Origin of the sequence: Streptomyces sp. AC550_RSS872, assembly GCF_019049285.1 — a bacterium.
GTDB lineage: Bacteria > Actinomycetota > Actinomycetes > Streptomycetales > Streptomycetaceae > Streptomyces.
In genome coordinates this window covers 50,442-73,493 of the sequence record NZ_JAGMUL010000042.1, presented here as the reverse complement: position 1 = coordinate 73,493, position 23,052 = coordinate 50,442, and the positions used below count along the sequence as shown (strand labels likewise).

Here is a 23,052-nt window from a genome sequence, read left to right as displayed (position 1 = left end):
GCCCGCCGGAAGTGCAGCTTCCGGCGGGCCTTCGTGTTTCCGTGAGGCCATGACGGCTCACACGGTGGAATACATCCGGTACCGCATCCCCGAGCAGCAGTCGGCGGAGTTCCTGGCCGCCTACACCCGCGCCGCGGCCCAGCTGGCCGCGTCCCCGCACTGTGTCGACTACGAACTCGCCCGCTGTGAGGAGGACTTCGAGCACTACGTCCTGCGCATCACGTGGACCTCGACACAGGACCACATGGAGGGTTTTCGCGCGTCGGAGCTGTTCCCCGGCTTCCTCGCCGAGATCCGCCCGTACATCCCGTACATCCAGGAGATGCGGCACTACAAGCCGACGACGGTACGCGGTGCGGGCGCGTCGGTGCCGACGCTGTACGCCTGGGCGGGCGGCGCGGAGGCCTTCGCCCGCCTGACGTCGGTCTTCTACGACAAGGTGCTCAAGGACGACCTCCTGGCCCCGCTCTTCGCCGGCCTGGACCCCGCCCATGCGGAACACGTGGCCCTCTGGCTCGGCGAGGTCTTCGGGGGGCCGCCCGCCTACTCCGAGACCCAGGGCGGTCATGGTCACATGGTCGCCAAGCACATGGGCCGTGGCATCACCGAGCCCCAGCGCCGCCGCTGGGTCAACCTCATCCAGGACGCGGCGGACGAGGCGGGCCTGCCGACGGACGCGGAGTTCCGCTCGGCGTTCCTGGCTTATCTGGAGTGGGGGACGCGGCTGGCCGTGTACTTCTCGGGGCCGGACGCGGTGCCGCCGGCGGAGCAGCCGGTGCCGCGGTGGAACTGGGGGGCGGCACCGCCGTACCAGGGATGACGGGCCGCGTCAGCCACCGCTGCCGTACGGCCTTGTCAGGATCTCCAGGTTGTGGCCGTTCGGGTCCTCGAAGTACGTGCCGCGGCCGCCGTCGTTGTGGTTGATCTCGCCGGCGCGGCGGTGGTACGGGTCGGCCCAGTACGTCAGGCCGGCCTCGCGGATCCGGTGGAAGATCGTGTCGAAGTCGTCCTCCGACACCAGGAACGCGTAGTGCTGCGGCGTGATGGCGTCGGGGGAGTCCGCGTAGTCCAGGGTCACACCGTTGGGGATCTCGACCGGGACGAACGGTCCGTACTGCGGGCTCACTTCCAGGCCCAGGATGTCGGCGAGAAACCGGGCCGAGGCCTGCTTGTCGTGCGCGGCGACGATGGTGTGGTTGAGCTGGACGGTCATCGGGGGCTGCCTCCTCGTGTGCACGGTTCTGACGGGCTCCTGATCTCACGCTAGGCAGGGGCCGCAGCACGGCACATCGGTCCTGAGAAGGGGGTGGGCCTACTCCTCAGGTACTCGGCCTCGCCCGCACCAGGACCGGCAGGGGAGGCCCGGCACGGCGGCTCACCCGTACTGCCGAGGCCCCGGAGCGGTGCGGCTCCGGGGCCCCCGGTCTGCGGCGGGTTGTCAGATCGTCGCCGTGTCGATCACGAACCGGTACCGCACATCGCTGCTGAGCACCCGCTCGTACGCCTCGTTGATCCGGTCGGCGTCGATCAGCTCGATCTCGGCGCCGAGGCCGTGCTCGGCACAGAAGTCCAGCATCTCCTGGGTCTCGGCGATGCCGCCGATCATGGAGCCGGCGAGGGTCTTGTTGCCGCCGATGAGCGAGAACAGGTTCAGCGCGACGGGCTCCTCCGGGGCGCCCACGTTCACCAGGGCGCCGCCCGTCCTGAGCAGGCTGAGGTACGCGCCGAAGTCCAGCGGCGCCGACACCGTGGAGACGATCAGGTCGAAGGAGCCGGCGAGCTCCTCGAACGTCTTCGGGTCGCTGGTCGCGTAGTAGTGGTCGGCGCCCAGCTTCAGGCCGTCGTCCTTCTTGCGCAGCGACTGGGAGAGGACGGTGACCTCGGCGCCGAGCGCGTGCGCGATCTTGACGCCCATGTGCCCGAGACCGCCCAGGCCGATCACGGCGACCTTCTTGCCCGGGCCCGCGCCCCAGTGCTTGAGCGGCGAGTACGTTGTGATGCCCGCGCACAGCAGGGGCGCGGCGACGTCCAGGGACAGGCCGTCGGGGATACGGACGACGAAGTTCTCGTCGACGACGACCTTCTCCGAGTAGCCGCCGTAGGTGGGCTCGCCGTCCTTGCCGACGGCGTTGTACGTGCCCACCGAGCCGCCCGTGCAGTGCTGCTCAGCGCCGGCCTTGCAGTTGTCGCACTCACGGCAGGAGTCGACCAGGCAGCCGACGCCCACGCGGTCGCCGACCTGGTACTTCGTGACGCCCGGGCCGACCTCGGAGACGACGCCGGCGATCTCGTGGCCGGGGACCATCGGGAAGATGGCCTCGCCCCAGCCCTCCCGGGCCTGGTGGATGTCGGAGTGGCAGATGCCCGCGAACTTGATGTCGATCAGCACGTCGTGCTCGCGGACGGCACGGCGCTCGATGGTGGTGCGCTCCAGCGGAGCCTTGGCGGCGGGTGCGGCGTACGCAGCGACAGTGGTCATGCCGGGGTTCTCCTAGCAGGGGGTTTCGCGCCCGGCTGCCTTCTGACCTGGGCGCGGTGTCCAGCCTGCCGGAGGCTTCGGAGGCCACCCAGACCACGGCTTTGCGTACGTTCGCCGGTCCTACCACTGGCGGGGTCAGGCTCGTGGGCGTACGACCGGGAATACTTGAGGCATGGACGAAGCCCCCGCATCCGCATCCGGATCCGCCGACACCGGCGCCGGCCTCGACCGGCGTGCCGAGCTCAGCGAGTTCCTGCGCACCCGGCGTGCCCGGCTGAAGCCGGAGGACGTCGGGATGCCGGACTTCGGGCGGCACCGCAGGGTGCCGGGGCTGCGACGGGAGGAGCTGGCGCAGCTGGCCGGGGTTTCCGTGGCGTACTACACGCGCCTGGAGCAGGGCAACGGGCGCAACGTCTCGGCGGAGGTCCTCGACGCCATCGCCCGGGCGCTGCGGCTGAGCGACGCCGAGCACGCGCACCTCACGCACCTCGCGAAGCCGAAGCAGCACAAGAAGAAGCAGGTCGCGCGGCCCGAGCAGGTACGGCCGGCGCTGCGGCAGCTGCTGGACTCGATCGACGGTGTGCCCGCGTACATCTCGGGCCGGCGCTCGGACATCCTCGCCTGGAACCGGATGGCGGCGGCGCTCTTCGGCGACTGGTCGGAGCTGCCGGCGCAGGAGCGGAACTGGGCGCGACTGGTGTTCCTGCGGCCCGAGTACCGCGAGCTGTTCGTGGAGTGGGACCAGAAGGCGTCCGACATGGTCAGCTATCTGCGGATGGACGCGGGCTGCCACTCCGACGACCCGCGTCTGTCGGCCCTCGTCGGCGAACTCTCCCTGAAGAGCGAGGAGTTCCGCCGGCTGTGGGCCACGCACGACGTCAAGGAGAAGACTTACGGCGTCAAGCATCTGCGGCATCCGCTGGTGGGCGAGCTGACCTTGAACTTCGAGTCGTTCCGCCTCGCCGACGGCACGGAACAGGTCCTGATCACGTACCACGCGGAGCCGGGGTCGGCGTCGGCGGAGGCCTTGCGGCTGCTGGCCAGCTGGGGGGCGGACGCGACGAAGGCGGGGACCGGGTCGGGGCCGGGGGCCGGGGCTTCGGGGGCGTAGGTGTGAGCTGGGGCCGGGCGAGCCTGCGCGGGTGCCGGGTGCCGGGTGCCGGGTGCCGGGTGCCGGGTGCGCGGGGTCCGGGGTCTCCGGCCGGGCGGTCAGCGTCTGCGGCCCTCGACCGCTGCGGCGACGTCCTCCAGGTCCTTCGCGACGGCCTTGCTCACCGCCCGGGCGCCCACGCCGCCCAGAAGCCTGGCGAGCAGGCCCGTGACCCCGCCGGAGGGCACGCCCGTGAACGTCATACGGACCGTCGTCGCCGTCGGGCCGTCCGCCAGCAGCTGCCATTCCGAGATGTAGTGGGTGCCGTGCGACTCGGCCTCCACCACATAGCGCTCGGGCGCTTCGCAGGCCGTCACCCACATCTCCTCGGTGGCTTCCTTGCCGAACATGCGCCGCGTCTCCCGCCACCGCGTGCCGACACCGAAGACCCCGGCCGTGAGCACGTCGACGCTGGTGACCCCACTGAGCACCTGCGCCATGCCCCGCAGATCGGTCAAGGACTCCCACACGGGCCCCTGGCCTGCGGCGATGCGCCGCTCCACGACGACGCTTCTGCTGGTCATGCCCTCCATGAAAGCAGCCGGGACCGACCGCCGCCCGATGACCGGGCCTGGTCCGGTGACGCGGTGCCGCGGTGGCGCCGCGACGTTCCCGCGTGTCAGAGGCCGGCGGTGTGGCTGGGGAGCCAGGCGGCGTGCCGCTCACGCAGCTCGTCGCGCTCGGCGGCCGTCGCGAGGACGACGTCCGCGCCACCGTCGTACGGATGGTGGATCCGGCGTAGTTCCGTGTCGGTGAAGAAGACCTCCACGAGCGTCTCGTCGGCGACGGCACGCAGCAGGTCGTCGGCACAGCCGTGCCGCCAGCGACGCCGGTCGGCGTAGAGGCGGGTGTGAGTGTGGAACGCCGGGTCGGGGTCGTCCTGCTCCGACTCGATCCACCAGCGGACGCTGCCGGGGTGGAGCTCCTGGCGTGGACTCGGCCAACCGGCGGGGCCGTCCGGCGCGTACGACCAGTCCATGGTCACGACGAACACGTCCAGGTCCCTGAACAACTCGTCGAGGACCGTGTTGTACCGCTCCAGCACGATGCGGTACTCGTCCTCGGTCTCCGGGTACCGCTTGGAGCCGGGGAGGCTGTGCAAGCGCACCCAGGTGTCCGTGTACATGGCGCGGAAGGTGTGGGCGACAGGCGGGCCCGACGGCCGTGCGGCCCGCCACAACTGCGCCAACCGCGTCGGTGTGACACCGTCGCTCACCCGTCGGCCCTGGCGACGCCGATCGGGCACGAGACGCCGGTGCCGCCGATCCCGCAGTAGCCCGCCGGGTTCTTGTCCAGGTACTGCTGGTGGTACGCCTCGGCCGGGTAGAAGGTCCGGCCCTCCGCCGGGAGGATCTCCGTGCTGATCGTGCCGTGGCCGGAGCCCGTGAGGACCTTCTGGTACGACGCTCGGGAGGCCTCGGCGGCCTTCGCCTGTTCCGGGGTGTGGGTGTAGATCGCCGAGCGGTACTGCGTGCCCACGTCGTTGCCCTGGCGGAAGCCCTGGGTGGGGTCGTGGGCCTCCCAGAAGGTCTTCAGCAGACGCTCGTACGAGATCACGCTCGGGTCGAAGACCACGCGGACGGCCTCCGTGTGGCCGGTCAGACCCGAGCAGACCTCCTCGTAGGTGGGATGCTCGGTGTAGCCGCCCTGGTAGCCGACCAGGGTCGTCCACACGCCCTCCGGGAGTTGCCAGAACTTGCGCTCGGCGCCCCAGAAGCAGCCCAGTCCGAAGTCGGCGGTCTCCAGGCCCTCGGGGTAGGGGCCGAGCAGCGGGTTGCCGAGGACCGTGTGGCGGTCGGGGACCGTGAAGATCGGTTCCGGACGGCCATGCAGTGCCTGCTCGGGGGTGGGCAGGACGGGCGTACGGCCGAAGAGCATGAGGGTTCCTTCCTCGCGGGGCACCTCCCAACCGGGCGGTACCCCCTTCAACGTACGGCCGGGTCCGCAGATTCCGCGCCGCGCCTTCCCGGCGTCGCGGCGGTCGCGGGGCTCAGTGCGGGAGGGGCGCCGGGCTCCCGCCGTTGGCCTCGTAGCCCGCCACCGCCAGCGCTCGGTAGACCGCGAACTCCGCCGCCGGGTCCGGGGAGAGCGTCCACGGCAGCGCGCCGACGTGGCCGTCGACGTGGATCAGCTGGTCCATGGCCTCCGCCCAGCGCTCGCCGCGGACCAGGAAGAAGACCAGCAGGTGGCGTACGTGCGCCAGCATCGGGTCGTCGTGGCGGGCCGCGTGCACCGCGAACAGCGCGCCGTGGATCGCCTTCGTCACGACCTCGCTCTGGTAGAAGCCGCTGACCAGGTTCACCTCGGGCAGGTGCTCGAAGACCGCGAACAGCGGCATCGCGGCGAGGAGGGAGCCCTGGGGTGCGCGGGCCGCCGCCGCTTCCGCGAAGTCGTACGCCAGCCGGCGCGAGCCGTGCCACTTCTCGCACCAGTAGTGCAGGGCCGCCAGATGAGCGCCCATGTGGGCCGGGGCCCGGTCCAGGATCTTCAGCCAGAGCTGCTCGAACTCCGGCCGGGGGTAGGCCAGCCCGCGAGCCACCGACAGCTCGACGATGTACGGGATCGGGTCACCCGGGGCCAGCAACGCCGCGTCGCCGCACGCCGACTTGGCCTCCTCCATGATGATCCGGAACTCGTCCGTGCCCGGCGTCGCCGTCCGCCACGCCTGCTGCACCAGGAACTCCGCGTGCACGGCCGCGCCGCCCGCGTCCTTGGGCTGCTCGGTGCGCCACACCCGCAGCCACTGGCCGCCCGGCGACTCACCGACCCCGCCGGGGCGCTGTTGCAGCTCCAGCGACGCGGCTCCGGCGAAGGCCTGCACACGCTGCCAGCGCAGCTCGCCCTCCGCCTCGGTGCCCGCGAGGAGCTGGGACGCCGCCTTGTAGTCCTGCGTGCGCTGCACCAGGTCCAGGACGTCCAGCAGGTCCTGGTCGGGCCCGGGCATGCGGACGTCCAGCTCCTCCTGGCGCACGAAGCCGTAGTTCGCCGGGTCCGCGGCGTCGGGGTGCCCCGCGGGGACCTGCTCGATCATGCCCCGCCTGCGCCGCATGAACGGCAGCACCACGAAGCCGAGCATGACCAGCGCTATCAGGACCCAGAGAATCTCCATGCCTCCAGCGTTCCAGACAGGCCTGACAATTGGCCAACGGGTGCCGCCGACGGTCGGTCGGGACACCCGCGGCGGCCCGTTGCGGTGGGCCCGGGAGTGGGTGTGGGCGCGAGTCCTGCCGTGGGCGCATCCCCGTCGTTCGCGGACTACGCTCGGTGCCCATGAGTGACAGGCACATCAGTCAGCACTTCGAGACCCTGGCGATCCACGCGGGCAACACCGCCGATCCCCTCACCGGCGCGGTCGTCCCGCCGATCTACCAGGTCTCGACCTACAAGCAGGACGGCGTCGGCGGGCTGCGCGGCGGTTACGAGTACAGCCGTAGCGCCAACCCGACCAGGACCGCCCTGGAAGAGAACCTCGCCGCCCTGGAGGGCGGTCGCCGCGGGCTTGCGTTCGCGTCCGGACTGGCGGCCGAGGACTGCCTGTTGCGTACGCTGCTCAGCCCCGGCGACCACGTGGTCATCCCCAACGACGCGTACGGCGGCACGTTCCGGCTGTTCGCGAAGGTCGTCGCGCGGTGGGGGGTGGAGTGGTCGGTCGCCGACACCGGTGATCCGGGTGCCGTGCGGGCCGCCATCACCCCGAAGACCAAGGTGGTGTGGGTGGAGACCCCCTCCAACCCGCTGCTGGGGATCACCGACATCGCCGCCGTAGCGCAGATCGCCCGGGACGCGGGTGCGAAGCTCGTCGTCGACAACACCTTCGCCACGCCGTATCTCCAGCAGCCCCTGTCGTTGGGCGCGGACATCGTGGTGCACTCGCTGACCAAGTACATGGGCGGCCACTCCGATGTCGTGGGTGGTGCGCTGATCGTCGGTGACCCGGACCTGGGTGACGAGCTGGCCTTCCACCAGAACGCCATGGGGGCCGTGGCCGGGCCTTTCGACTCCTGGCTGGTGCTGCGGGGGACCAAGACGCTGTCGGTGCGCATGGACCGGCACAGCGAGAACGCCACGAAGATCGCCGACATGCTCACCCGGCACGCGCGCGTGACGCGTGTGCTGTACCCGGGCCTGCCCGACCACCCCGGTCACGAGGTCGCCGCCAAGCAGATGAAGGCGTTCGGCGGCATGGTCTCCTTCCGGGTCGAGGGCGGAGAGGAGGCGGCCGTCGAGGTCTGCAACCGCGCCAAGGTGTTCACGCTCGGCGAGTCACTGGGCGGTGTCGAGTCGCTGATCGAGCACCCCGGGCGGATGACCCACGCCTCCGTGGCCGGCTCTGCCCTGGAGGTTCCCGCCGACCTCGTGCGGCTCTCCGTGGGCATCGAGAACGTCGAGGACCTCATCGAGGACCTTCAGCAGGCGCTCGGGTAGCCCTCCCGGCTCACCAGCCCGTCAGGGGTGGGGTCGTCTCCGACGGCGGCTCCACCCATGGTCGGGCCGTCAGTGCCCAGATCACGAATGCCGCTGTCGCCCCGAGCAGGAGCAGCCACATCAGTCGTGCGGTGGCCCTTCTCCGGCGCAGCATGCGGGCGCCGCGCCGCAGGACCTCCGGGTACAGATCCGGCGGGACCGGGGTCGGCGTGCGCTCCATGATCTGGCGTGCGGCCGCTTCGCGTTGGGCGCGGTTCACGGCGACACCGCCTTCGCGACCGGCGGGGTGCTGCGCGGATGCAGCAGGTGCGCTGCCGCTCGGTCGCAGATCGTCCGGACGCGTTCCCGGGGCAGGCCGAGCAGCGCCGCCGCCTGTTCCTCGGCGACCCCCTCGTACAGCCGCAGGACCAGGACCAGACGTTCCTGCGGGGAGAGCCGGGCCAGCGGGCTGTCGGGGTGCGGGTGGGGGCGGCGCCAGGTGGAACGGGAGAAGCGGGTGGCCAGGTCGCCGCGCGTGCGGTCGTACGGGTCCTCGCCGCGCAGTCCGTCCCAGCACGCGTACGTGTGCGCCAGGGACAGCGTCAGCAGGCGCCGCGCGTGTGGGTTGTGATCGGGAGGCTCCGCGGTGAGCAGCGTGGCGGCATGCATCAGCCGTCCGGCCGCGCCCGCGACGAACGCCTCGAACTCGCGGTCCCGGCGGGCGTCCTGGACCACACGTCGTCGTCCCACCGCCCCTCCTGCCTGACCGACCCTGAGGAACCGGGCCCACGCCAGGAGGACCCGGTTTCATATGAGGCCAGCTGTCGGCCTGGGTCAAGAGCCGGGACCGGATCACCCCTCAGGACGCGGTGGGCGTCTCCGCGCCGGGGATTCCCTGCGCCGCCATCCGGGAGGAGAGCGCCGTGTTGAAGCGGGTGAGGAGCGAGCAGAACGCCTCGCGCTCCTCCGGGGCCCAGTCATGCGTCAGCTCGGCCATCAACTGACGTCGGGACGAGCGGACTTCCTCCAGCCGCGACTGCCCGCGCGGGGACAGCTGAAGCACGACTGCCCGGCCGTCCTCGGGGTGCGAGGTGCGCTTGACGAGGCCCGTGTCGACGAGCGGTGCCACCTGCCGGGTGACCGTCGACGAGTCGATCCCCATGCTCGCGGCCAGCGCCTTGACGCCCATGGGGCCCTCTTTGTCGAGGCGGTTGAGCAGCAGGTATGCGGCGCGGTCCATGGAGTTGCGCACCTGACCCACGCCACCGAGCCGGGTCTGTTCGGCACGGCGGGCGAAGACCGCCACCTCGTGTTGCAGCGTGTCGAGGAGACCGCTGTCGGAGACGGTCGTCATGTCCATCGACATTTCAGGTGTTGTGGGCATGGCCGGGGGCTCACTTCATGAAGGGGGTGCTGGGTTGGGGGACAGGGTACGCGGCCCGGACGCGGGGTGTACCGGCGCTGCGCAAACCCATCTCGGTGCTTGGTCACAACAGGGCCTTGCGCCTGTGAACTGCGAGACTTGTGTCATGAGCTACAGCACGGCTGACTCCTTGCCTCCCGTCACGCTCGACGACGTACGGGGCGCCCAGAAGATGCTGACGGGCGTGGCGCGGGTGACGGCGATGGAAGGCAGCAGGCACCTGTCCCAGCTGGTGGGCGCGCCGGTGCACTTCAAGTGCGAGAACCTCCAGCGGACGGGATCGTTCAAGCTGCGCGGCGCGTACGTGCGGATCGCCGGGCTGCTGCCGGAGGAGCGGGCCGCGGGGGTCGTGGCCGCCAGCGCCGGCAATCACGCGCAGGGCGTCGCGCTGGCGTCGTCGCTGCTCGGCGTGGGCTCGACGGTGTTCATGCCGCAGGGCGCCCCGCTGCCGAAGATCAGCGCCACCCGGGACTACGGGGCCGAGGTGCGGCTGCACGGTCAGGTGGTCGACGAGACGCTCGCCGCGGCGCAGGAGTACGCCGCCGAGACGGGCGCGGTCTTCATCCACCCCTTCGACCACCCCGACATCATCGCGGGCCAGGGCACGGTCGGCCTCGAGATCCTCGAACAGTGCCCCGAGGTGCGGACCATCGTCGTCGGTGTGGGCGGGGGCGGGCTCGCGGCGGGCATCGCGATGGCGGTGAAGACGCTGCGGCCCGACGTGCGGATCGTGGGCGTGCAGGCGGCGGGCGCGGCGGCGTACCCGCCCTCGCTGGCGGCCGGGCACCCGGTCGCGGTCGACAACCCGGTGACGATGGCCGACGGCATCAAGGTCGGCCGGCCCGGTGACGTGCCGTTCCAACTCGTCCGCGACCTGGTCGACGAGGTCCGGACCGTCACCGAGGACGAGATCGCCACCGCCCTGCTGCTGTGCCTGGAGCGGGCCAAGCTGGTCGTCGAACCGGCGGGCGCGAGCCCCGTCGCGGCGCTGCTCAGCGACCCCGGGGCCTTCGAGGGGCCGGTCGTCGCGCTGCTGTCCGGCGGCAACGTCGACCCGGTGCTGCTCCAGCGCGTCCTGCGGCACGGCATGGCCGCGCAGGGCCGCTACCTGGCCGTACGGCTGCGGCTGACCGACCGGCCGGGCGCGCTCGCCACGCTGCTCGGGGTGTTGTCAGGGGTCGACGCCAACGTCCTCGATGTGAGCCATGTACGGACCGACCCACGGCTCGGGCTCACGGAGGCGGAGGTCGAGCTCCACCTGGAGACGAAGGGCCGCACGCACTGCGTCGAGGTCGGCCAGGCCCTGCGCGAGGCGGGCTACACCGTCATCGGCTGAGGCGGCGCCGCGCTGAGGTGCGGTGCGGTGTGGTGCGGTGTGGTGCGCAAAAGTACGCGAAAGCGCAGGTCGAAGCTCCCGTGTCACTCATTCGGGTAAGTGCATTGTGAGACGCGATACATCGCGTTATGGCGTGTCTCGTGATTCCGTCACCCGGCGGAACGAAAAGTGCAAACCTAGGCTTTCCGAAGTTTCCCCGACGAGGTGGAGATTCATATGCCAGGTGCCATCTATGCCGAAGGCCTGGTGAAGACCTTCGGTGACGTAAGGGCTCTGGACGGCGTCGACCTCGATGTCCCCGAGGGCACGGTCCTCGGCCTGCTCGGGCCTAACGGCGCGGGCAAGACGACGGCCGTCCGCTGCCTCACGACCCTGCTGCGCCCCGACAGCGGCTCGGCGGTCGTCGCAGGCATCGACGTCCTGAAGCATCCCGACGCCGTCCGCCGCTCCATCGGCCTGTCCGGCCAGTTCGCGGCAGTCGACGAGTACCTCACCGGCCGCGAGAACCTTCAGATGGTCGGCCAGCTCTACCAGATGAAGGCGAAGGCGGCGAAGGCCCGCGCGGACGAACTGCTGGCCCAGTTCGACCTCGCCGACGCCGCCGACCGCCCCACCAAGACCTACTCCGGCGGCATGCGCCGCCGCCTGGACCTGGCCGCCGCCCTGGTCGTCTCCCCGCCCGTGATGTTCATGGACGAACCGACGACGGGCCTCGACCCCCGCAACCGCCAGATGCTCTGGGAGGTCATCAAGCAGCTGGTCTCCGGCGGCACGACCCTGCTGCTGACCACCCAGTACCTCGAAGAGGCCGACCATCTCGCGCACGACATCGCGGTCGTCGACCACGGCCATGTCATCGCCACCGGCACCTCCGACCAGCTCAAGGCCCGCACCGGCGGCGAGCGGGTCGAGGTCGTGGTGCACGAGCGCGACGACATCCCGCCCGCATCGGAGGTGTTGCGCGGCTTCGGCAAGGGGGACACGACGGTCGAGGAGCACATGCGCAAGCTCACCGTCCCCGTGACCGGAGGCGCGAAGCTCCTCGCCGAGGTCATCCGCGAGCTCGACACCCGCGGCATCGAGATCGACGACATCGGCCTGCGCCGCCCGACCCTCGACGATGTGTTCCTGTCACTGACGGGCCACCTCGCGGAGGTCGGGAACGAGGAGACCGACAAGAAGGAGGCCGCGAAGTGAGCGCCGTCACCGACGCCGTGCGGGTCGCGCCGGCCACGAACCCCTTCAGCCAGTCCGTCCGGGACTCGATGGTCGTCGCGAAGCGCAATCTGATCCGGATGTCCCGGATCCCGAATCCTGTTCACGGAGCTTCGATTCGACTCAGCTCGCCGCCAGCCCATGGCCGGCGAGTGAGTGGCGGGAAGGGGCAGCCGAAGTGAGTGCCGTGAACGATTCCCTGGTCATCGCCCGCCGGAACTTGATTCGGATGACCCGGATTCCCGAGATGATCCTTTTTGGGGTCATCCAGCCAGTGATGTTCGTGGTCCTCTTCACGTACGTCTTCGGCGGCTCGATGAAGATCGGCAACACCACGGACCCGGAGGTCTACAAGAACTTCCTGATGGCGGGCATCTTCGCCCAGACCGTCACCTTCGCCACCGCAGGGGCGGGAGCTGGTATCGCGGACGACATGCACAAGGGGCTCATCGATCGCTTCCGCTCACTGCCCATGGCGCGCGGCGCTGTGCTCACCGGTCGCACCGTGGCTGACCTGGTGCAGACGGGCGTCACGTTGCTCGTCCTCGCGATCGTCGCCTTGATCGTGGGCTGGCGGCCTGGCTCCGCGGAGCCGACCAACTTCGGGAAGATCCTGGGCGCCTTCGGCCTGCTGCTCCTGCTCGGGTACGCGTTCACCTGGATCGGCGCTCTGATCGGCCTGAGCGTCCGTACCCCGGAGGCGGCCACCTCCGGCGGACTGATCTGGCTCTTCCCGGTGACGTTCATTTCGATCGCCTTCGTGGATTCCAGCCAGATGACTCCCTGGCTTCGGCACGTCGCGGACTGGAACCCCTTCAGTGCCACCGTTCAGGCGTGCCGCCAGCTTTTTGGTGACCCCGGCTTGTCCCAGTCCAGTGCCTGGCCTATGCAGCACCCGGTGTGGGCGTCGTTGATCTACTCGATCGTGATCGTCGTGATTTTCCGAACTCTTGCAGTCCGCAAGTACCGCCGGGCAGACGGTTGAGTACTCGGCCTGTTCGGAGCCTGTTCATGTAAGCGGGCATGTGAGGTCAGGGTGGTGGCGGTTCGGGCAGCACACGAGGTTGAGCGACACGATGTTGACTGACCGGTTGCCATATGACCCCGTGGCTGCGGCACATCGCCGAGTGGAATCCGTTCAGCGCGACCGTGCGGGCGTGCCGTGTGCTGTTCGCCAATCCGGGACAGTCACCGTCGGACGCCTGGCCCATGCAGCATCCGGTCTGGGCCTCGCTGATCTACTCGGTCCTGATCATCATCGTGTTCCGCACCTCGCGGTACGGAAGTACCGCTCGGCGACCGCATGACCGCATGACCGCATGACCGCATGACGAGGCCCCCGGCGCCGGGAGGCGGCCGGGGGCTCGTGGAAGACCGGTTCTGGAGGTCCTGAGGGCGGGGTCAGCCGTTGTAGGGCTCGGCCTTGAGGATCCGCACCGAGGCCGTCTTGCCGTTCGGCAGCTCGTACTCGGCGTCCTCGCCGACCTTGTGGCCGATCACGCCGGAGCCCAGTGGGGACTGGGGCGAGTACGTCTCGATGTCGGAGCTCGCGTACTCGCGCGAGGCGAGCAGGAAGGTCATCGTGTCGTCCTCGTCGCCGTCGAAGGCGATCGTCACGACCATGCCGGGCGCCACCGCGCCGTCCGCCGACGCCGGCGCCTCGCCGACCTTGGCGTTCTCCAGGAGCTGGGTCAGCTGGCGCACTCGGAGCTCCTGCTTGCCCTGCTCCTCCTTGGCCGCGTGGTACCCGCCGTTCTCGCGCAGGTCGCCCTCCTCGCGCGCGGCCGCGATCTTGGCGGCGATCTCCGTGCGCGCAGGACCAGACAGGTACTCCAGCTCGGCCTTGAGCTGGTTGTACGCCTCCTGGGTCAGCCAGGTGACGTTCTCGCTGGTCTGGGTCACAGGTGCTCCTCGTAGGTACTGGGAATACAAAGCATCGCCCTACCCAGAAGGATGTTCCTTCACGGATGGGCGAAACCACGAGCCTAACAATTCAATGGCCGAAGGGGGAGGACATAAGCCATCAGAATCGCGTCAACGCAGGTCAGCGCCTATGCAATCCGGACACGGCCGGTCGGTGTCGATCAAGGCCGGTCGTTTTTGCCGGCATGATCGGTGGCGCGGTCGGCGGTGCGCGGTGCGGTCAGTCGGCGTGGCAGCCGAGCAGTTCGGCCGTCGTTCCCTGGGACGTCGTACGCAGTGTGACGACCTTGTCGATCCGGGTGGCGTCACCGTCGAAGCGGAAGTCGGCCCGGCCCACCTCGGCGCCGCTCTCCGCCTGGGAGCGCAGGGTGCAGTAGCCGGAGGCGCCGGAGTCCTTGCGGACCTCCAGATGCACCTTCACCGCGTCCTTGCCGGCGTCGAACTCGATCACCTCGGCGCTGATCTTGTTCTGGGCGACGTAGTGATAGCCGAAGTAGCCGACCACCGCCAGCAGGACGGTTCCGAGGACGGCGCCGACGACCTTGAGTGTGCGGTCGGCGCGGTCGTCCGAGGAGCGGCCGTAGCGGCTCTCTGGCAGCCGCGTGCTCGCCGTGCTCATGATCGTCCTCTCGGCCGGGGCGGGACGGATGTCCCGAAACGGGGCCTGAGGGTCGTACCCCGGAATTATCCGCCCCCCGATTCGGTCACTATAGAAGCCGCCGTTCGCCCTCGAAGACACCGGGGCGCCGACTTACGAGGATTGAGTCTTGACTGACCAGCTGCGACTGATGGCCGTGCACGCCCACCCCGACGACGAGTCGAGCAAGGGCGCGGCGACCATGGCGAAGTACGTGTCCGAGGGGGTGGACGTGCTGGTCGTGACCTGCACGGGCGGGGAGCGCGGCTCCATCCTCAATCCGAAGCTACAGGGCGACAAGTACATCGAGGAGCACATCCACGAGGTACGCAAGAAGGAGATGGACGAGGCCCGCGAGATCCTCGGGGTCAAGCAGGAGTGGCTCGGCTTCGTCGACTCCGGACTGCCCGAGGGCGACCCGCTGCCGCCGCTCCCCGAGGGCTGCTTCGCCCTGGAGGACGTCGACAAGGCGGCCGGTGAGCTGGTGAAGCATATCCGCTCGTTCCGTCCGCAGGTGATCACCACCTATGACGAGAACGGCGGCTACCCGCACCCCGACCACATCATGACCCACAAGATCTCGATGGTGGCGTTCGAGGGCGCGGCGGACACCGAGAAGTACCCGGAGGCGGAGTACGGGTCCGCGTACCAGCCGCGGAAGCTCTACTACAACCAGGGCTTCAACCGTCCCCGCACCGAGGCGCTGCACCAGGCCATGCTCGACCGCGGCCTGGAGTCCCCGTACGGGGACTGGCTGAAGCGATGGGACGAGTTCGGGATGAAGCAGCGCACGCTGACCACGCACGTTCCGTGCGGTGACTTCTACGAGATCCGCGACAAGGCCCTGATCGCGCACGCCACGCAGATCGACCCCGACGGCGGCTGGTTCCGCGTCCCGCTGGAGCTCCAGAAGGAGGTCTGGCCGACGGAGGAGTACGAGCTGGCGAAGTCCCTCGTCGATACCTCCCTCCCCGAGGACGACCTCTTTGCGGGCATCCGCGACAATGCCTGACATGAGCGCAAGCGCAAGCCTGGCAATGACACAGCTCGTCACCTTCGCCAAGGAGGTGGACGAGGACAAGGTCACTCCCGGCGTCCTCGGCTTCATCGTCTTCGCGGTGATGGCCCTGGCGGTCTGGGGCCTGATGAAGTCGATGAACCGCCACATGAGCAAGGTCGACTTCAAGGAGGCTCCGGACTCGAAGGCGGAATCCGGCGTGTCCGGGGACGCGGCCGCGAAGGGCTGACAGCGAGGCGATGCGATGACGGCATGATTCTGTGATGCCTTTTGGGTATCATGGGGTCATGCTGTATCGCACCCCTGCCCTCACTCCGAAGGACCGCGAAGTGCTGGAGAGCATCGACAAGATGCGCCATGAGCTGCGGCACCAGGTCCTTCAGACGCCCACGAAGTGGACGGCGGGGCTGCGTAAGACGCTGACCGCCGAGGCCATCGCCGGCTCCAACACCATCGAGGGTTACAAGGTCGACTCTGTCGACGCCGAGGATCTTCTGGACGGCGAGCTGGAAGTGTCCGCGTCGGAGGAGAACAAGGCGGAGACGCTGGCGTACCAGCACGCCATGACGTACGTCCAGTCGCTCCACGACGTCGCGGACTTCACGTACTCCAAGTCGCTGCTGAACGCCCTGCACTGGATGCTCCAAGGGCATCACCACCCTCGCAAGCTCGCGGGCCAGTGGCGCAAGAGCGGGGTGTGGATCAACGAGCCGGGCAGGCCGCAGGAGGCCGCGTATGTCGCTCCCGACGCGGATCAGCTCCCCGCGCTGATGGATGAGCTGGTCACCTGGCTCAACGAGGGCGATCTGAACGGCCATGTGCTGGTCCGCGCCGCCATGGCTCATCTCAACCTTGTCAAGATCCACCCTTGGGGGGACGGCAACGGCCGTATGTCACGCTCGCTCCAGACGCTCCTCATCGCGCGTGGCGGTGTTCTCGCCCCCGAGTTCTCGTCCATCGAGTCCTGGCTGGGGGCGCCGGTCAACACCTGGGAGTACTACAAGATCCTCAGCCGCGTGGGCGGCAAGGAGTGGACCCCCGACCGCGACACCGCCCCGTGGATCCGCTTCAACCTCCTCGCCTACCACCAGCAGTCCCAGTCGGTCCAGCACCGCATCACCCGTTCCAACCGCTGCTGGATCGACCTCACCGAGTACGCGGAGCACCACGGCATCGACGAACGCCAGGTCACCGCACTCCACGACGCAGCCCTGTCCGGCCGCGTCCGCCGCGCCCGCTATCAGCGCGCCGAGAACCTCAGCAACCAGCAGGCGGTACGGGACGTTCGCGCCCTGGCCGAGGCGGGCCTCCTCGAAGCCGTGGGCAACACCAAGGCGCGTTACTACGTGCCGGGTCCGCACTTCCCGACGGACGTGCTGGAGGCGGTGCGGCAGCCGATCCGGCTCGTGGATCCGTACGAGGACTGAGGACCGCCGCTCCCGGAACTCACCGGCAGTGGTCGGCCAGGGACAACAGCAGATGGGCGGACTCCGGCCGCAGATGGTCCGAGTGCGCGCCGGCGGGGCCGGCCCCACGGACGAAGACATCACTGGCGTCGACGCTGACGAACCGGTGGTCGAGGGCGGAGAGCGGATACGGCTCGTCCGGCGGCAGCATCCGGATCGACGAGACCGGTACGGGCGCGGTCCCGATGCCCGCATGGCCGATGCCGGCCCGCCGCTCGGCCCGCACGTGCCAGAAGCCGGTCGCACGGTCGTGCTGTGAGTACGTGGCGACGACCGGCCCGCGCAGGGGCGCCTCGGCGAGCGCGGTGAAGGTGGCGGCGAAGGCGTCCCGCGGGGCTGCCATCTGGAACAGCAGCATCGAGTCGACGGTGAAGGGCCGCCCATGCGGCCGCGGCGTGCTCCACCCCAAGGTGAGCGGCTCCTCTCCCGCAGCCCACTGCACCGCCTCGCACAGGAAGCGGCAGCCGAAGGAGTGGCCGACCAGATGCAGATACTGCCCCTCCTGGTTGGCGAGCACGGGCGGGACTGCCGGATCGGCGCGCTGGGTGTCCAGGTAACCGAGGAGCCGGCCGATGACGTGGGCCGCGTGTCCCTGCGTACTCATCGCATGGGCCCGCTCCCGTATGCGGCGGTAACCGCGAAGGGAGGGCAGGGAGCGCGAGGGCCAGCGGATCAGGACGAGCCAGGGGTGCCAGGGAGCCAGTCGTGCGTACGGCGAGGACGGGGAACCGTGTCTCTGCGCCGCGAGCGCGAGGAGCCGGCGGGCCGCGGTGAGCGCGGAGTCCGGCTTGGTCTGCCAGCCATGGACGTAGACCAGCAGGTCGGTGGCCCCGCCGGGTGGGGCGAGTTCCTCGGCGAAGTGGTCCTCGAGCCGGTCGGCGGGGACGGGACGCGGGCCGCGCACGGTGTGTTCGAGGATGCGGCCCTCCGCGTCCAGGTCGACGGTGCGTACGCCGTAGGTGCCGGACGCCGTCATACGGTGACCGCCTGCCCGCTGCCCGTGCCGTCGGCGGGGTCGCCCGCAGCCCGCTCCAGGCGGGTTTCCATGCCGTGGTGCAGGGCGTAGGCGAGGCCGAGCGGGTTGCACAGTTCGTCGGCGAAGCGGCGGGCGACGGCGTGAGCGATCGCGCCGGCCGTCTCCGCGCCGTGCAGATAGCGGGTCACGAACTCCAGCGCGTACTCGGCGGCGAAGACCTGGGGCATCTCGATCTGCGGGCCGAGCACACCGCGGGCACCCGCATGGATCAGCTCGCGACCGAGGAACGCGAGGTCGCCGCCGCCTGCGGGTACCCCCGCGTGGCAGGCGTTGAGCACGACGAACGGCTGGAAGGGGCTGCCGTCGCCGAAACGTCGTCGGCGGTCCCGTACGGTCTGCGCGTCGATCGGCGTCTGGTCCGTCAATCGGCGTGCGCGGCCCCCCGACTGCCGGTGGACGGCGATCAGGCGGTGGGCGTCGCCGCGTACGGCCAAGAAGGCGGCCAGCGTCTCCGGGAGCGTTTCAGGGGAACGGTGCGGATCGAGCAACGCCATGAACTCGTCGATGTGCGTGGGCACATCCATCGGCGCGAGGTCGGACCTGAACCACTTGGGCCGGCCGTCCAGTGGATGCACGGCGTGCCAGGCACTGTTCAGCGCCGCGTTCCGCTGCTGCTCGACCACCAGTTCGCGCAGGGAGTAGCGGTCTCCCGGCCTTATGTCGCGCTGGACCGCGTCGGCGACACACGAGGGAAGAGCCCAGAGCCCCTCCCGCACCGTGCCGACCAGCTCGTACGCCCTGAGGCTGCTCAGGATGTCCGGCGCGTCGTATGGCCCCCCGAAATCGGGCAGCAGGGCCTCGACGGTGCGGACGGAGAAGGGCGCGGTGTTCGACACCCGCAGGGCCAGGCGCTGGAGAACGCCGCGAGCGGCGGGGTCCAGCCGGCGGGTGGCGAGCGCGAGGAGGGCGTCGGGGGTGGTGACGTGGTCGGGCGGAGTGTCGTGCGGTCCGGGCGGCAGGGCACCCGCCACCCTCAGCCAGACCGGCAGCCCCTGTGCGGCGCGCGCATGTCGAGACGGATCGACAGCCTGGGCCGGCTCGCCGGGTCGCGCCACGCCTTCGATCAGCCGGACGGCGTCCGGGGTGTCGAGTGGCCGCACCTCGTGGACGTGCATCCGCGGCGCACGCGATATCGCCACCCGCGAAGTGGCGATCACCAGGCGGGGACCGCTCTGGCCCGGCAGCAGCCCGCGCAGAAGGCGGCGCAGCAGCGCGGCGTGCGCACCGTCGAGGACGAGGACGGAGTCCCTGACGTACTTCTGGACTTGTTCGGACAGCAGACGGGCGAACAGCAGATCCTCGCCCGCGTTCTCGGCGCGCACCGCCGCGGTGAGGATCGGGCGCCGCGGCGCCCCGTGCTCCGCCAGGAGCCGCAGCAGTACCGTCTCCTCGGTCGCGTTCCCGTCGAGCGACAGCCAGTGCACCGGCCGCCGACCGAACCTGAGACGCTCCACCAGCGCGGCGGCCAGCGCCGACTTCCCCACGCCGGCGAGACCGTGCAGGACCAGGACACGCGGCGACTGGTCGGCCAGGAGCGCGGCGAGCTCCTCGACCTCCTGGTCCCGCCCCACGAACGGCACCGGAATCCCCGGCGGCGGTGTGGGTGCGCGCAGCGCATCGTTCACCGAAGCCCCCAACTCGTCGACCGTCGACCGCAGTTACCCGCATCCAAGCTGCCAGGAACCCGGCCGTCCGGCCACCGGATCGGCCGACCTCACCTCGGTGATGCCGCCACCGGCACCCCCATGACCTCCCGTGCGTGGCGGTTCGGCACCATGCCGAGCCGCCAGGCCTGCCAGCCTGCCTCCAGGTCCACGCCGCGTTCGAGCAGCAGCTGGTACGCCTCCACGTAGTCGCCCAGCTTCCCGTCCCGCAGCGCGTGCCCGCCCCGGCCCAACTGCGCCAGTTCCTCCTGCGCCACAGCCGATCCGACCTCGACGCCGCCCGGCGCCGCGTACGGCAGCAAGGTGCAGCGCAGGAAACGGGCCCAGTCCTCGCCTCTGCGGTCGCCGTACGACGTGAACAACGCCACGGCGTCGTCGCACAGCGCCAGCGCCTGCTGGGTGCGGGCGTTCCCGGCGTCCACCACCGCCAGCTCCAGGCAGGTCCACGCCTCCCCGTGGGCGACCCCGATGCGCTGGAAGTTGGCGCGGGCGTCCACGAGGAGCTGGCGGGCGAAGCCGGAGTTCTTCAGGGAGCCGGTCTGGGCGGCCCGCTGGTCCCGCGTCACGCGCGCCGAGTGGTGCCGGGCGCAGGCGAGACCGTAGACGTCCTGCATACGGGAGAACATCGTGCGGGAACGCTCCAGCTCGCGCACCGCGACGTCCAGGTTGCCCGTCTCCTCCAGGGCCTGCCCCAGGTAGTAGACGGACCAGGCCTCGCCGCGCGCGTCCTCGTTGTCGCGATGCCGGGCGGCCGCCTGCCGCAGCCCGTCCACCGCCGCGGAGGGGTCCCCGGCGACCAGGCGGGCGCGGGCCAGCTGGGTCATCGCCCAGGCCTCCCCACGGGCGTCGCGGGTACGGCCGTACAGTTCGAGGGCCTCGCGCAGCTCGGACTCCGCGCGCGGCACGTCGCCCATGCGCAGGATCAGCTGGCCCAGCTGGAAGTGGGCCCACGCCTCGCCGTGCACGGACTCGCCGGCGCGGTGCAGGTCCAGGGACTCGGTCAGCAGGTCCATCGCCTCCGGCACCCGGCCCCGGTCCCGTTCCACCGCGGCCAGCGCGTGCATCGTCCAGGCGCGGTCCGTGGCCAGCTGGGGCGGCGACTGAAGGTCCAGCGCCTCCCGGAGCCTGGCCACCGCCTCGGTGAGGTTGCCCTGGTGGTGCAGGGTGATGCCGAGGGAGCACAGCGCGCGGGCCGCGCCCGCGTCGTGGTGGGCCTCCATATAGAGGTCGACCACCGACGACAGGGTCGTACGGGCCTTGTCCAGCTCGCCGAGCTGGCGAGCCGCGATGCCCGTACGCCATTGCACCGAGCGCACCAGCAGACCCTGGTCCACGGCCTGGGCCAGCTCGCTGATCTCGCCGAGGCGGTAGAGGTCGCCGCGCAGCAGGCAGTAGTCGCACAGGGCGCCCAGCAGGTTCAGGACGGCCGCCTGGTTGGCGTCCTCCGCGTGCCGGAGCGCCGCCGTGATGAAGCTGGACTCGTCGTCGAGCCAGCGCAGCGCGTCGTCCAGCGAGGTGAACCCGTGCGGGCTGAAGCGGTCCGAGCGGGTCGACATGTTGCCGTCGACCAGCCGCAGCACGGACTCCGCGAGGTCGGCATAGTTCACGATCAGCCGCTCCTGCGCCGCCGTACGCTCCGCCGCCTCCTCCTCGTCGAGGAGACGGGCGTGGGCGAAGGCACGGACCAGGTCGTGCAGGCGGTAGCGGTTGCCGCGCACATGGTCGATCAGACCGGACCGGGACAGGGCCTCCAGGTTGCGTGTCGCCTCGGCCTCGTCCGTGGCCAGCAGCGCCGCCGCCGCTGCCGCGCCCAGCGAGGCGCGGCCCGCCAGGGCCAGTCTGCGCAGCAGCCGCCGGGCCGCCTCCGACTGGTCGGTGTAGCGCAGCCACAGCACCCGCTCGACCGGCTCCACCGGGCCGTACGCGCCGAGGTCCGTCGCCAGCGTGCGCGGTGAACGCGGGCCCAGCGACGAGCCCGCGATGCGCAGTGCCAGCGGCAGCCCGCCGCACAGCCGCCGGATCAGGTCGGCGGATTCGGCGTCGTAGGGCGCCGAGGAATCCTCTGCCGCCGCACTCAGCAGCTCCTCGGCGCCGGCCGCGTCCAGCGGCTCGACCGGCAGCTGGTGCACCCGGGCGGCGAGATCGGCGGGCAGGTCGAGGGGCTCGCGGGCGGTGACCAGGACCAGGCTGTCGGAGCGCTCGGGCACGAGGGTGCGGACCTGCGCCGCGTCCGAGGCGTCGTCCAGTACGACCGTGACCGGCAGGCCGGCCAGGTGCTGGTGGTAGAGCTCGCCCAGCCGCTTGACCTGCTGATCCGCGGACGAACGCTCACGGAAGAGGAGCTGCTCACGCGGGGCGCCCAAACGGTTCAGCAGATGCAGCAGCGCGTCCCTCGTCGACAGCGGCGCCTCCTCCGTCGTGTCGCCGCGCAGATCCACCACGCACGCCCCGCGGAACTGGTCCCTCAGATCATGGGCGGCACGGATCGCCAGTGCCGTACGGCCGCCGCCGGGCGCCCCGTGCAGGACGACCACCGTCGGCTTCGTCTCCGTGCTCGCCCGCGCCGCCTGCACCCACTGCCGGATCCGGGCCATCTCCTGCCTGCGCCCCGCGAACGGGCCCATCGGCTCCGGGAGTTGACCGAACGACTGCTCCAGCACGCTCCGGCCGCGGGCCGCCGCGCTCTTGTCCGCGCCCCGCAGCCGCGGCCCGGTCTGCTTCGGGCCGGTGGACGCGCTCAGCACCCGCTGCTGGTCGAGGAACGGACGGATGCCCCGCACCTCCAACGCCGTCAGCCACTGGAGCCGCAGCTGCTGCGGGCCGCCGGGCTGGCCGACGGCGCCCGCCCGGTGGTGGGCGGCGGGCAGATGCGTGCCGGCCACCTTCACGACCGTCGCCGCCGCGCCCACGACACCGACGGTCACGCCCGCGCCCACGGCCGTCCCCGTGCCGGTGCCGAGCGCCAGGTCGGACACGACGGCCGCGACCGCCGCGACGCCCGCCACCATCAGCGGCGTGGCGCCGCCCTCCCGCGCGAACCGCTGCCCGAACGTCAGCCGGCCGGCCTCCGCCTCGTCCAGCGCCCGCGCATACGCCTCGTACTCCTCGGCCGCCGCCTGCGCCATCGCGTCCAGCGCCCCGCGCGCCCGCGACAGCAGCACCTGCCCGTCGACCCGCCCGCCCGAGCGCCGCACTTCCTCCTCCACGGCCCGGGCCAACAGCCGCTCGGCATCGGCCCGATGACTGTCCCGCATGTCACGTCCTCCTCCGGCGGCAACGGCGTTCTTGGTCAAGTGTGCGG

23 protein-coding genes and 1 pseudogene are annotated in these 23,052 nt (G+C 70.7%); 10 read left to right on the top strand and 14 right to left on the bottom strand.

Going from position 1 to position 23,052, the window contains the following annotated elements; all coding sequences use genetic code 11:
* Positions 1-49: 49 nt before the first annotated feature.
* Positions 50-820, top strand: coding sequence for a group II truncated hemoglobin (locus tag KUM44_RS18940; RefSeq protein WP_217209218.1), 771 nt, complete (start codon positions 50-52; stop codon positions 818-820).
* Positions 821-829: 9 nt separating this feature from the next.
* Here the strand turns inward: KUM44_RS18940 and KUM44_RS18935 are convergent, their stop codons facing one another.
* Positions 830-1,213 (bottom strand): VOC family protein, encoded by a 384-nt coding sequence (locus tag KUM44_RS18935; RefSeq protein WP_217209217.1) that lies wholly within the window; start codon positions 1,211-1,213, stop codon positions 830-832.
* A gap of 225 nt (positions 1,214-1,438) precedes the next feature.
* On the bottom strand, positions 1,439-2,479 hold the full coding sequence (locus KUM44_RS18930) for an NAD(P)-dependent alcohol dehydrogenase (protein WP_217209216.1): 1,041 nt from the start codon (positions 2,477-2,479) through the stop codon (positions 1,439-1,441).
* Positions 2,480-2,651: 172 nt separating this feature from the next.
* On the opposite strand from KUM44_RS18930, the gene KUM44_RS18925 reads away from it, so the two are divergent.
* Positions 2,652-3,590, top strand: a complete 939-nt coding sequence (locus tag KUM44_RS18925; RefSeq protein WP_217209215.1) for a helix-turn-helix domain-containing protein — start codon at positions 2,652-2,654, stop codon at positions 3,588-3,590.
* A 98-nt stretch (positions 3,591-3,688) separates the two neighbouring features.
* Here the strand turns inward: KUM44_RS18925 and KUM44_RS18920 are convergent, their stop codons facing one another.
* The 4 genes from KUM44_RS18920 to KUM44_RS18905 all read right to left on the bottom strand — a co-directional run bounded on the left by KUM44_RS18920 (position 3,689) and on the right by KUM44_RS18905 (position 6,738).
* The gene (locus KUM44_RS18920) at positions 3,689-4,153 is read right to left on the bottom strand and encodes an SRPBCC family protein (RefSeq protein WP_217209214.1); all 465 of its coding nucleotides are present in this window, start codon (positions 4,151-4,153) and stop codon (positions 3,689-3,691) included.
* Positions 4,154-4,248: 95 nt separating this feature from the next.
* Positions 4,249-4,845: a hypothetical protein gene (locus KUM44_RS18915; protein ID WP_308402659.1), complete on the bottom strand. Its 597-nt coding sequence runs from the start codon at positions 4,843-4,845 to the stop codon at positions 4,249-4,251.
* Positions 4,842-5,507, bottom strand: coding sequence for a peptide-methionine (S)-S-oxide reductase MsrA (gene msrA / locus KUM44_RS18910; RefSeq protein WP_217209212.1), 666 nt, complete (start codon positions 5,505-5,507; stop codon positions 4,842-4,844). Before msrA ends, KUM44_RS18915 begins: the two co-directional genes overlap by 4 nt.
* Positions 5,508-5,619: 112 nt before the next feature.
* Positions 5,620-6,738 carry a hypothetical protein gene (locus KUM44_RS18905; RefSeq protein ID WP_217209210.1) on the bottom strand — a complete coding sequence of 373 codons (1,119 nt, stop codon included), beginning with the start codon at positions 6,736-6,738 and terminating at the stop codon, positions 5,620-5,622.
* A gap of 161 nt (positions 6,739-6,899) precedes the next feature.
* On the opposite strand from KUM44_RS18905, the gene KUM44_RS18900 reads away from it, so the two are divergent.
* A complete protein-coding gene (locus KUM44_RS18900) occupies positions 6,900-8,054 on the top strand; it encodes a cystathionine gamma-synthase (RefSeq protein WP_217209208.1) in 1,155 nt (384 codons plus the stop codon).
* Positions 8,055-8,064: 10 nt separating this feature from the next.
* On the opposite strand, the gene KUM44_RS45525 is transcribed toward KUM44_RS18900, so the two are convergent.
* The 3 genes from KUM44_RS45525 to KUM44_RS18890 all read right to left on the bottom strand — a co-directional run bounded on the left by KUM44_RS45525 (position 8,065) and on the right by KUM44_RS18890 (position 9,399).
* Positions 8,065-8,313, bottom strand: a complete 249-nt coding sequence (locus KUM44_RS45525; protein ID WP_308402658.1) for a hypothetical protein — start codon at positions 8,311-8,313, stop codon at positions 8,065-8,067.
* Positions 8,310-8,783: a sigma factor-like helix-turn-helix DNA-binding protein gene (locus KUM44_RS45520; RefSeq protein ID WP_308402657.1), complete on the bottom strand. Its 474-nt coding sequence runs from the start codon at positions 8,781-8,783 to the stop codon at positions 8,310-8,312. The genes KUM44_RS45525 and KUM44_RS45520 overlap by 4 nt, the downstream gene beginning before the upstream one ends.
* 109 nt (positions 8,784-8,892) lie before the next feature.
* The gene (locus tag KUM44_RS18890; protein WP_217209207.1) at positions 8,893-9,399 is read right to left on the bottom strand and encodes a MarR family winged helix-turn-helix transcriptional regulator; all 507 of its coding nucleotides are present in this window, start codon (positions 9,397-9,399) and stop codon (positions 8,893-8,895) included.
* 163 nt (positions 9,400-9,562) lie between these two features.
* On the opposite strand from KUM44_RS18890, the gene ilvA reads away from it, so the two are divergent.
* The 4 genes and pseudogenes from ilvA to KUM44_RS18870 all read left to right on the top strand — a co-directional run.
* Positions 9,563-10,792, top strand: a complete 1,230-nt coding sequence (gene ilvA / locus KUM44_RS18885) for a threonine ammonia-lyase (protein WP_217209206.1) — start codon at positions 9,563-9,565, stop codon at positions 10,790-10,792.
* A 216-nt stretch (positions 10,793-11,008) separates the two neighbouring features.
* Entirely contained in the window at positions 11,009-11,989 is a 981-nt protein-coding gene (locus KUM44_RS18880) for an ATP-binding cassette domain-containing protein (protein ID WP_217209205.1), read from the top strand.
* A 196-nt stretch (positions 11,990-12,185) separates the two neighbouring features.
* Positions 12,186-12,992 (top strand): ABC transporter permease, encoded by an 807-nt coding sequence (locus KUM44_RS18875; protein WP_217209204.1) that lies wholly within the window; start codon positions 12,186-12,188, stop codon positions 12,990-12,992.
* A gap of 110 nt (positions 12,993-13,102) precedes the next feature.
* Positions 13,103-13,314: pseudogene (locus KUM44_RS18870) on the top strand (ABC transporter permease); the annotation flags it as partial.
* A gap of 94 nt (positions 13,315-13,408) precedes the next feature.
* Here the strand turns inward: KUM44_RS18870 and greA are convergent.
* Both greA and KUM44_RS18860 read right to left on the bottom strand, forming a co-directional pair.
* Positions 13,409-13,909 (bottom strand): transcription elongation factor GreA, encoded by a 501-nt coding sequence (gene greA / locus KUM44_RS18865; protein ID WP_217209203.1) that lies wholly within the window; start codon positions 13,907-13,909, stop codon positions 13,409-13,411.
* Between the two features lie 241 nt (positions 13,910-14,150).
* Positions 14,151-14,549, bottom strand: a complete 399-nt coding sequence (locus KUM44_RS18860; RefSeq protein WP_217209202.1) for a DUF4307 domain-containing protein — start codon at positions 14,547-14,549, stop codon at positions 14,151-14,153.
* 169 nt (positions 14,550-14,718) lie between these two features.
* On the opposite strand from KUM44_RS18860, the gene mca reads away from it, so the two are divergent.
* The 3 genes from mca to KUM44_RS18845 are packed head-to-tail and all read left to right on the top strand — an operon-like array spanning position 14,719 to position 17,012.
* Complete coding sequence (gene mca, locus KUM44_RS18855; protein WP_217209355.1) at positions 14,719-15,579, top strand: mycothiol conjugate amidase Mca; 861 nt, start codon at positions 14,719-14,721, stop codon at positions 15,577-15,579.
* A complete protein-coding gene (locus KUM44_RS18850; RefSeq protein ID WP_217209200.1) occupies positions 15,572-15,814 on the top strand; it encodes a hypothetical protein in 243 nt (80 codons plus the stop codon). Before mca ends, KUM44_RS18850 begins: the two co-directional genes overlap by 8 nt.
* A 58-nt stretch (positions 15,815-15,872) precedes the next feature.
* The gene (locus KUM44_RS18845) at positions 15,873-17,012 is read left to right on the top strand and encodes a Fic family protein (protein WP_217209198.1); all 1,140 of its coding nucleotides are present in this window, start codon (positions 15,873-15,875) and stop codon (positions 17,010-17,012) included.
* Between the two features lie 19 nt (positions 17,013-17,031).
* On the opposite strand, the gene KUM44_RS18840 is transcribed toward KUM44_RS18845, so the two are convergent.
* From KUM44_RS18840 to KUM44_RS18830, 3 genes are all read right to left on the bottom strand, one after another.
* A complete protein-coding gene (locus KUM44_RS18840) occupies positions 17,032-18,027 on the bottom strand; it encodes an alpha/beta hydrolase (RefSeq protein WP_217209197.1) in 996 nt (331 codons plus the stop codon).
* Positions 18,024-19,712: an ATP-binding protein gene (locus KUM44_RS18835; protein ID WP_217209196.1), complete on the bottom strand. Its 1,689-nt coding sequence runs from the start codon at positions 19,710-19,712 to the stop codon at positions 18,024-18,026. The genes KUM44_RS18840 and KUM44_RS18835 overlap by 4 nt, the downstream gene beginning before the upstream one ends.
* An 89-nt stretch (positions 19,713-19,801) precedes the next feature.
* Positions 19,802-23,005, bottom strand: coding sequence for a tetratricopeptide repeat protein (locus KUM44_RS18830; protein ID WP_217209195.1), 3,204 nt, complete (start codon positions 23,003-23,005; stop codon positions 19,802-19,804).
* Positions 23,006-23,052 lie beyond the last annotated feature (47 nt).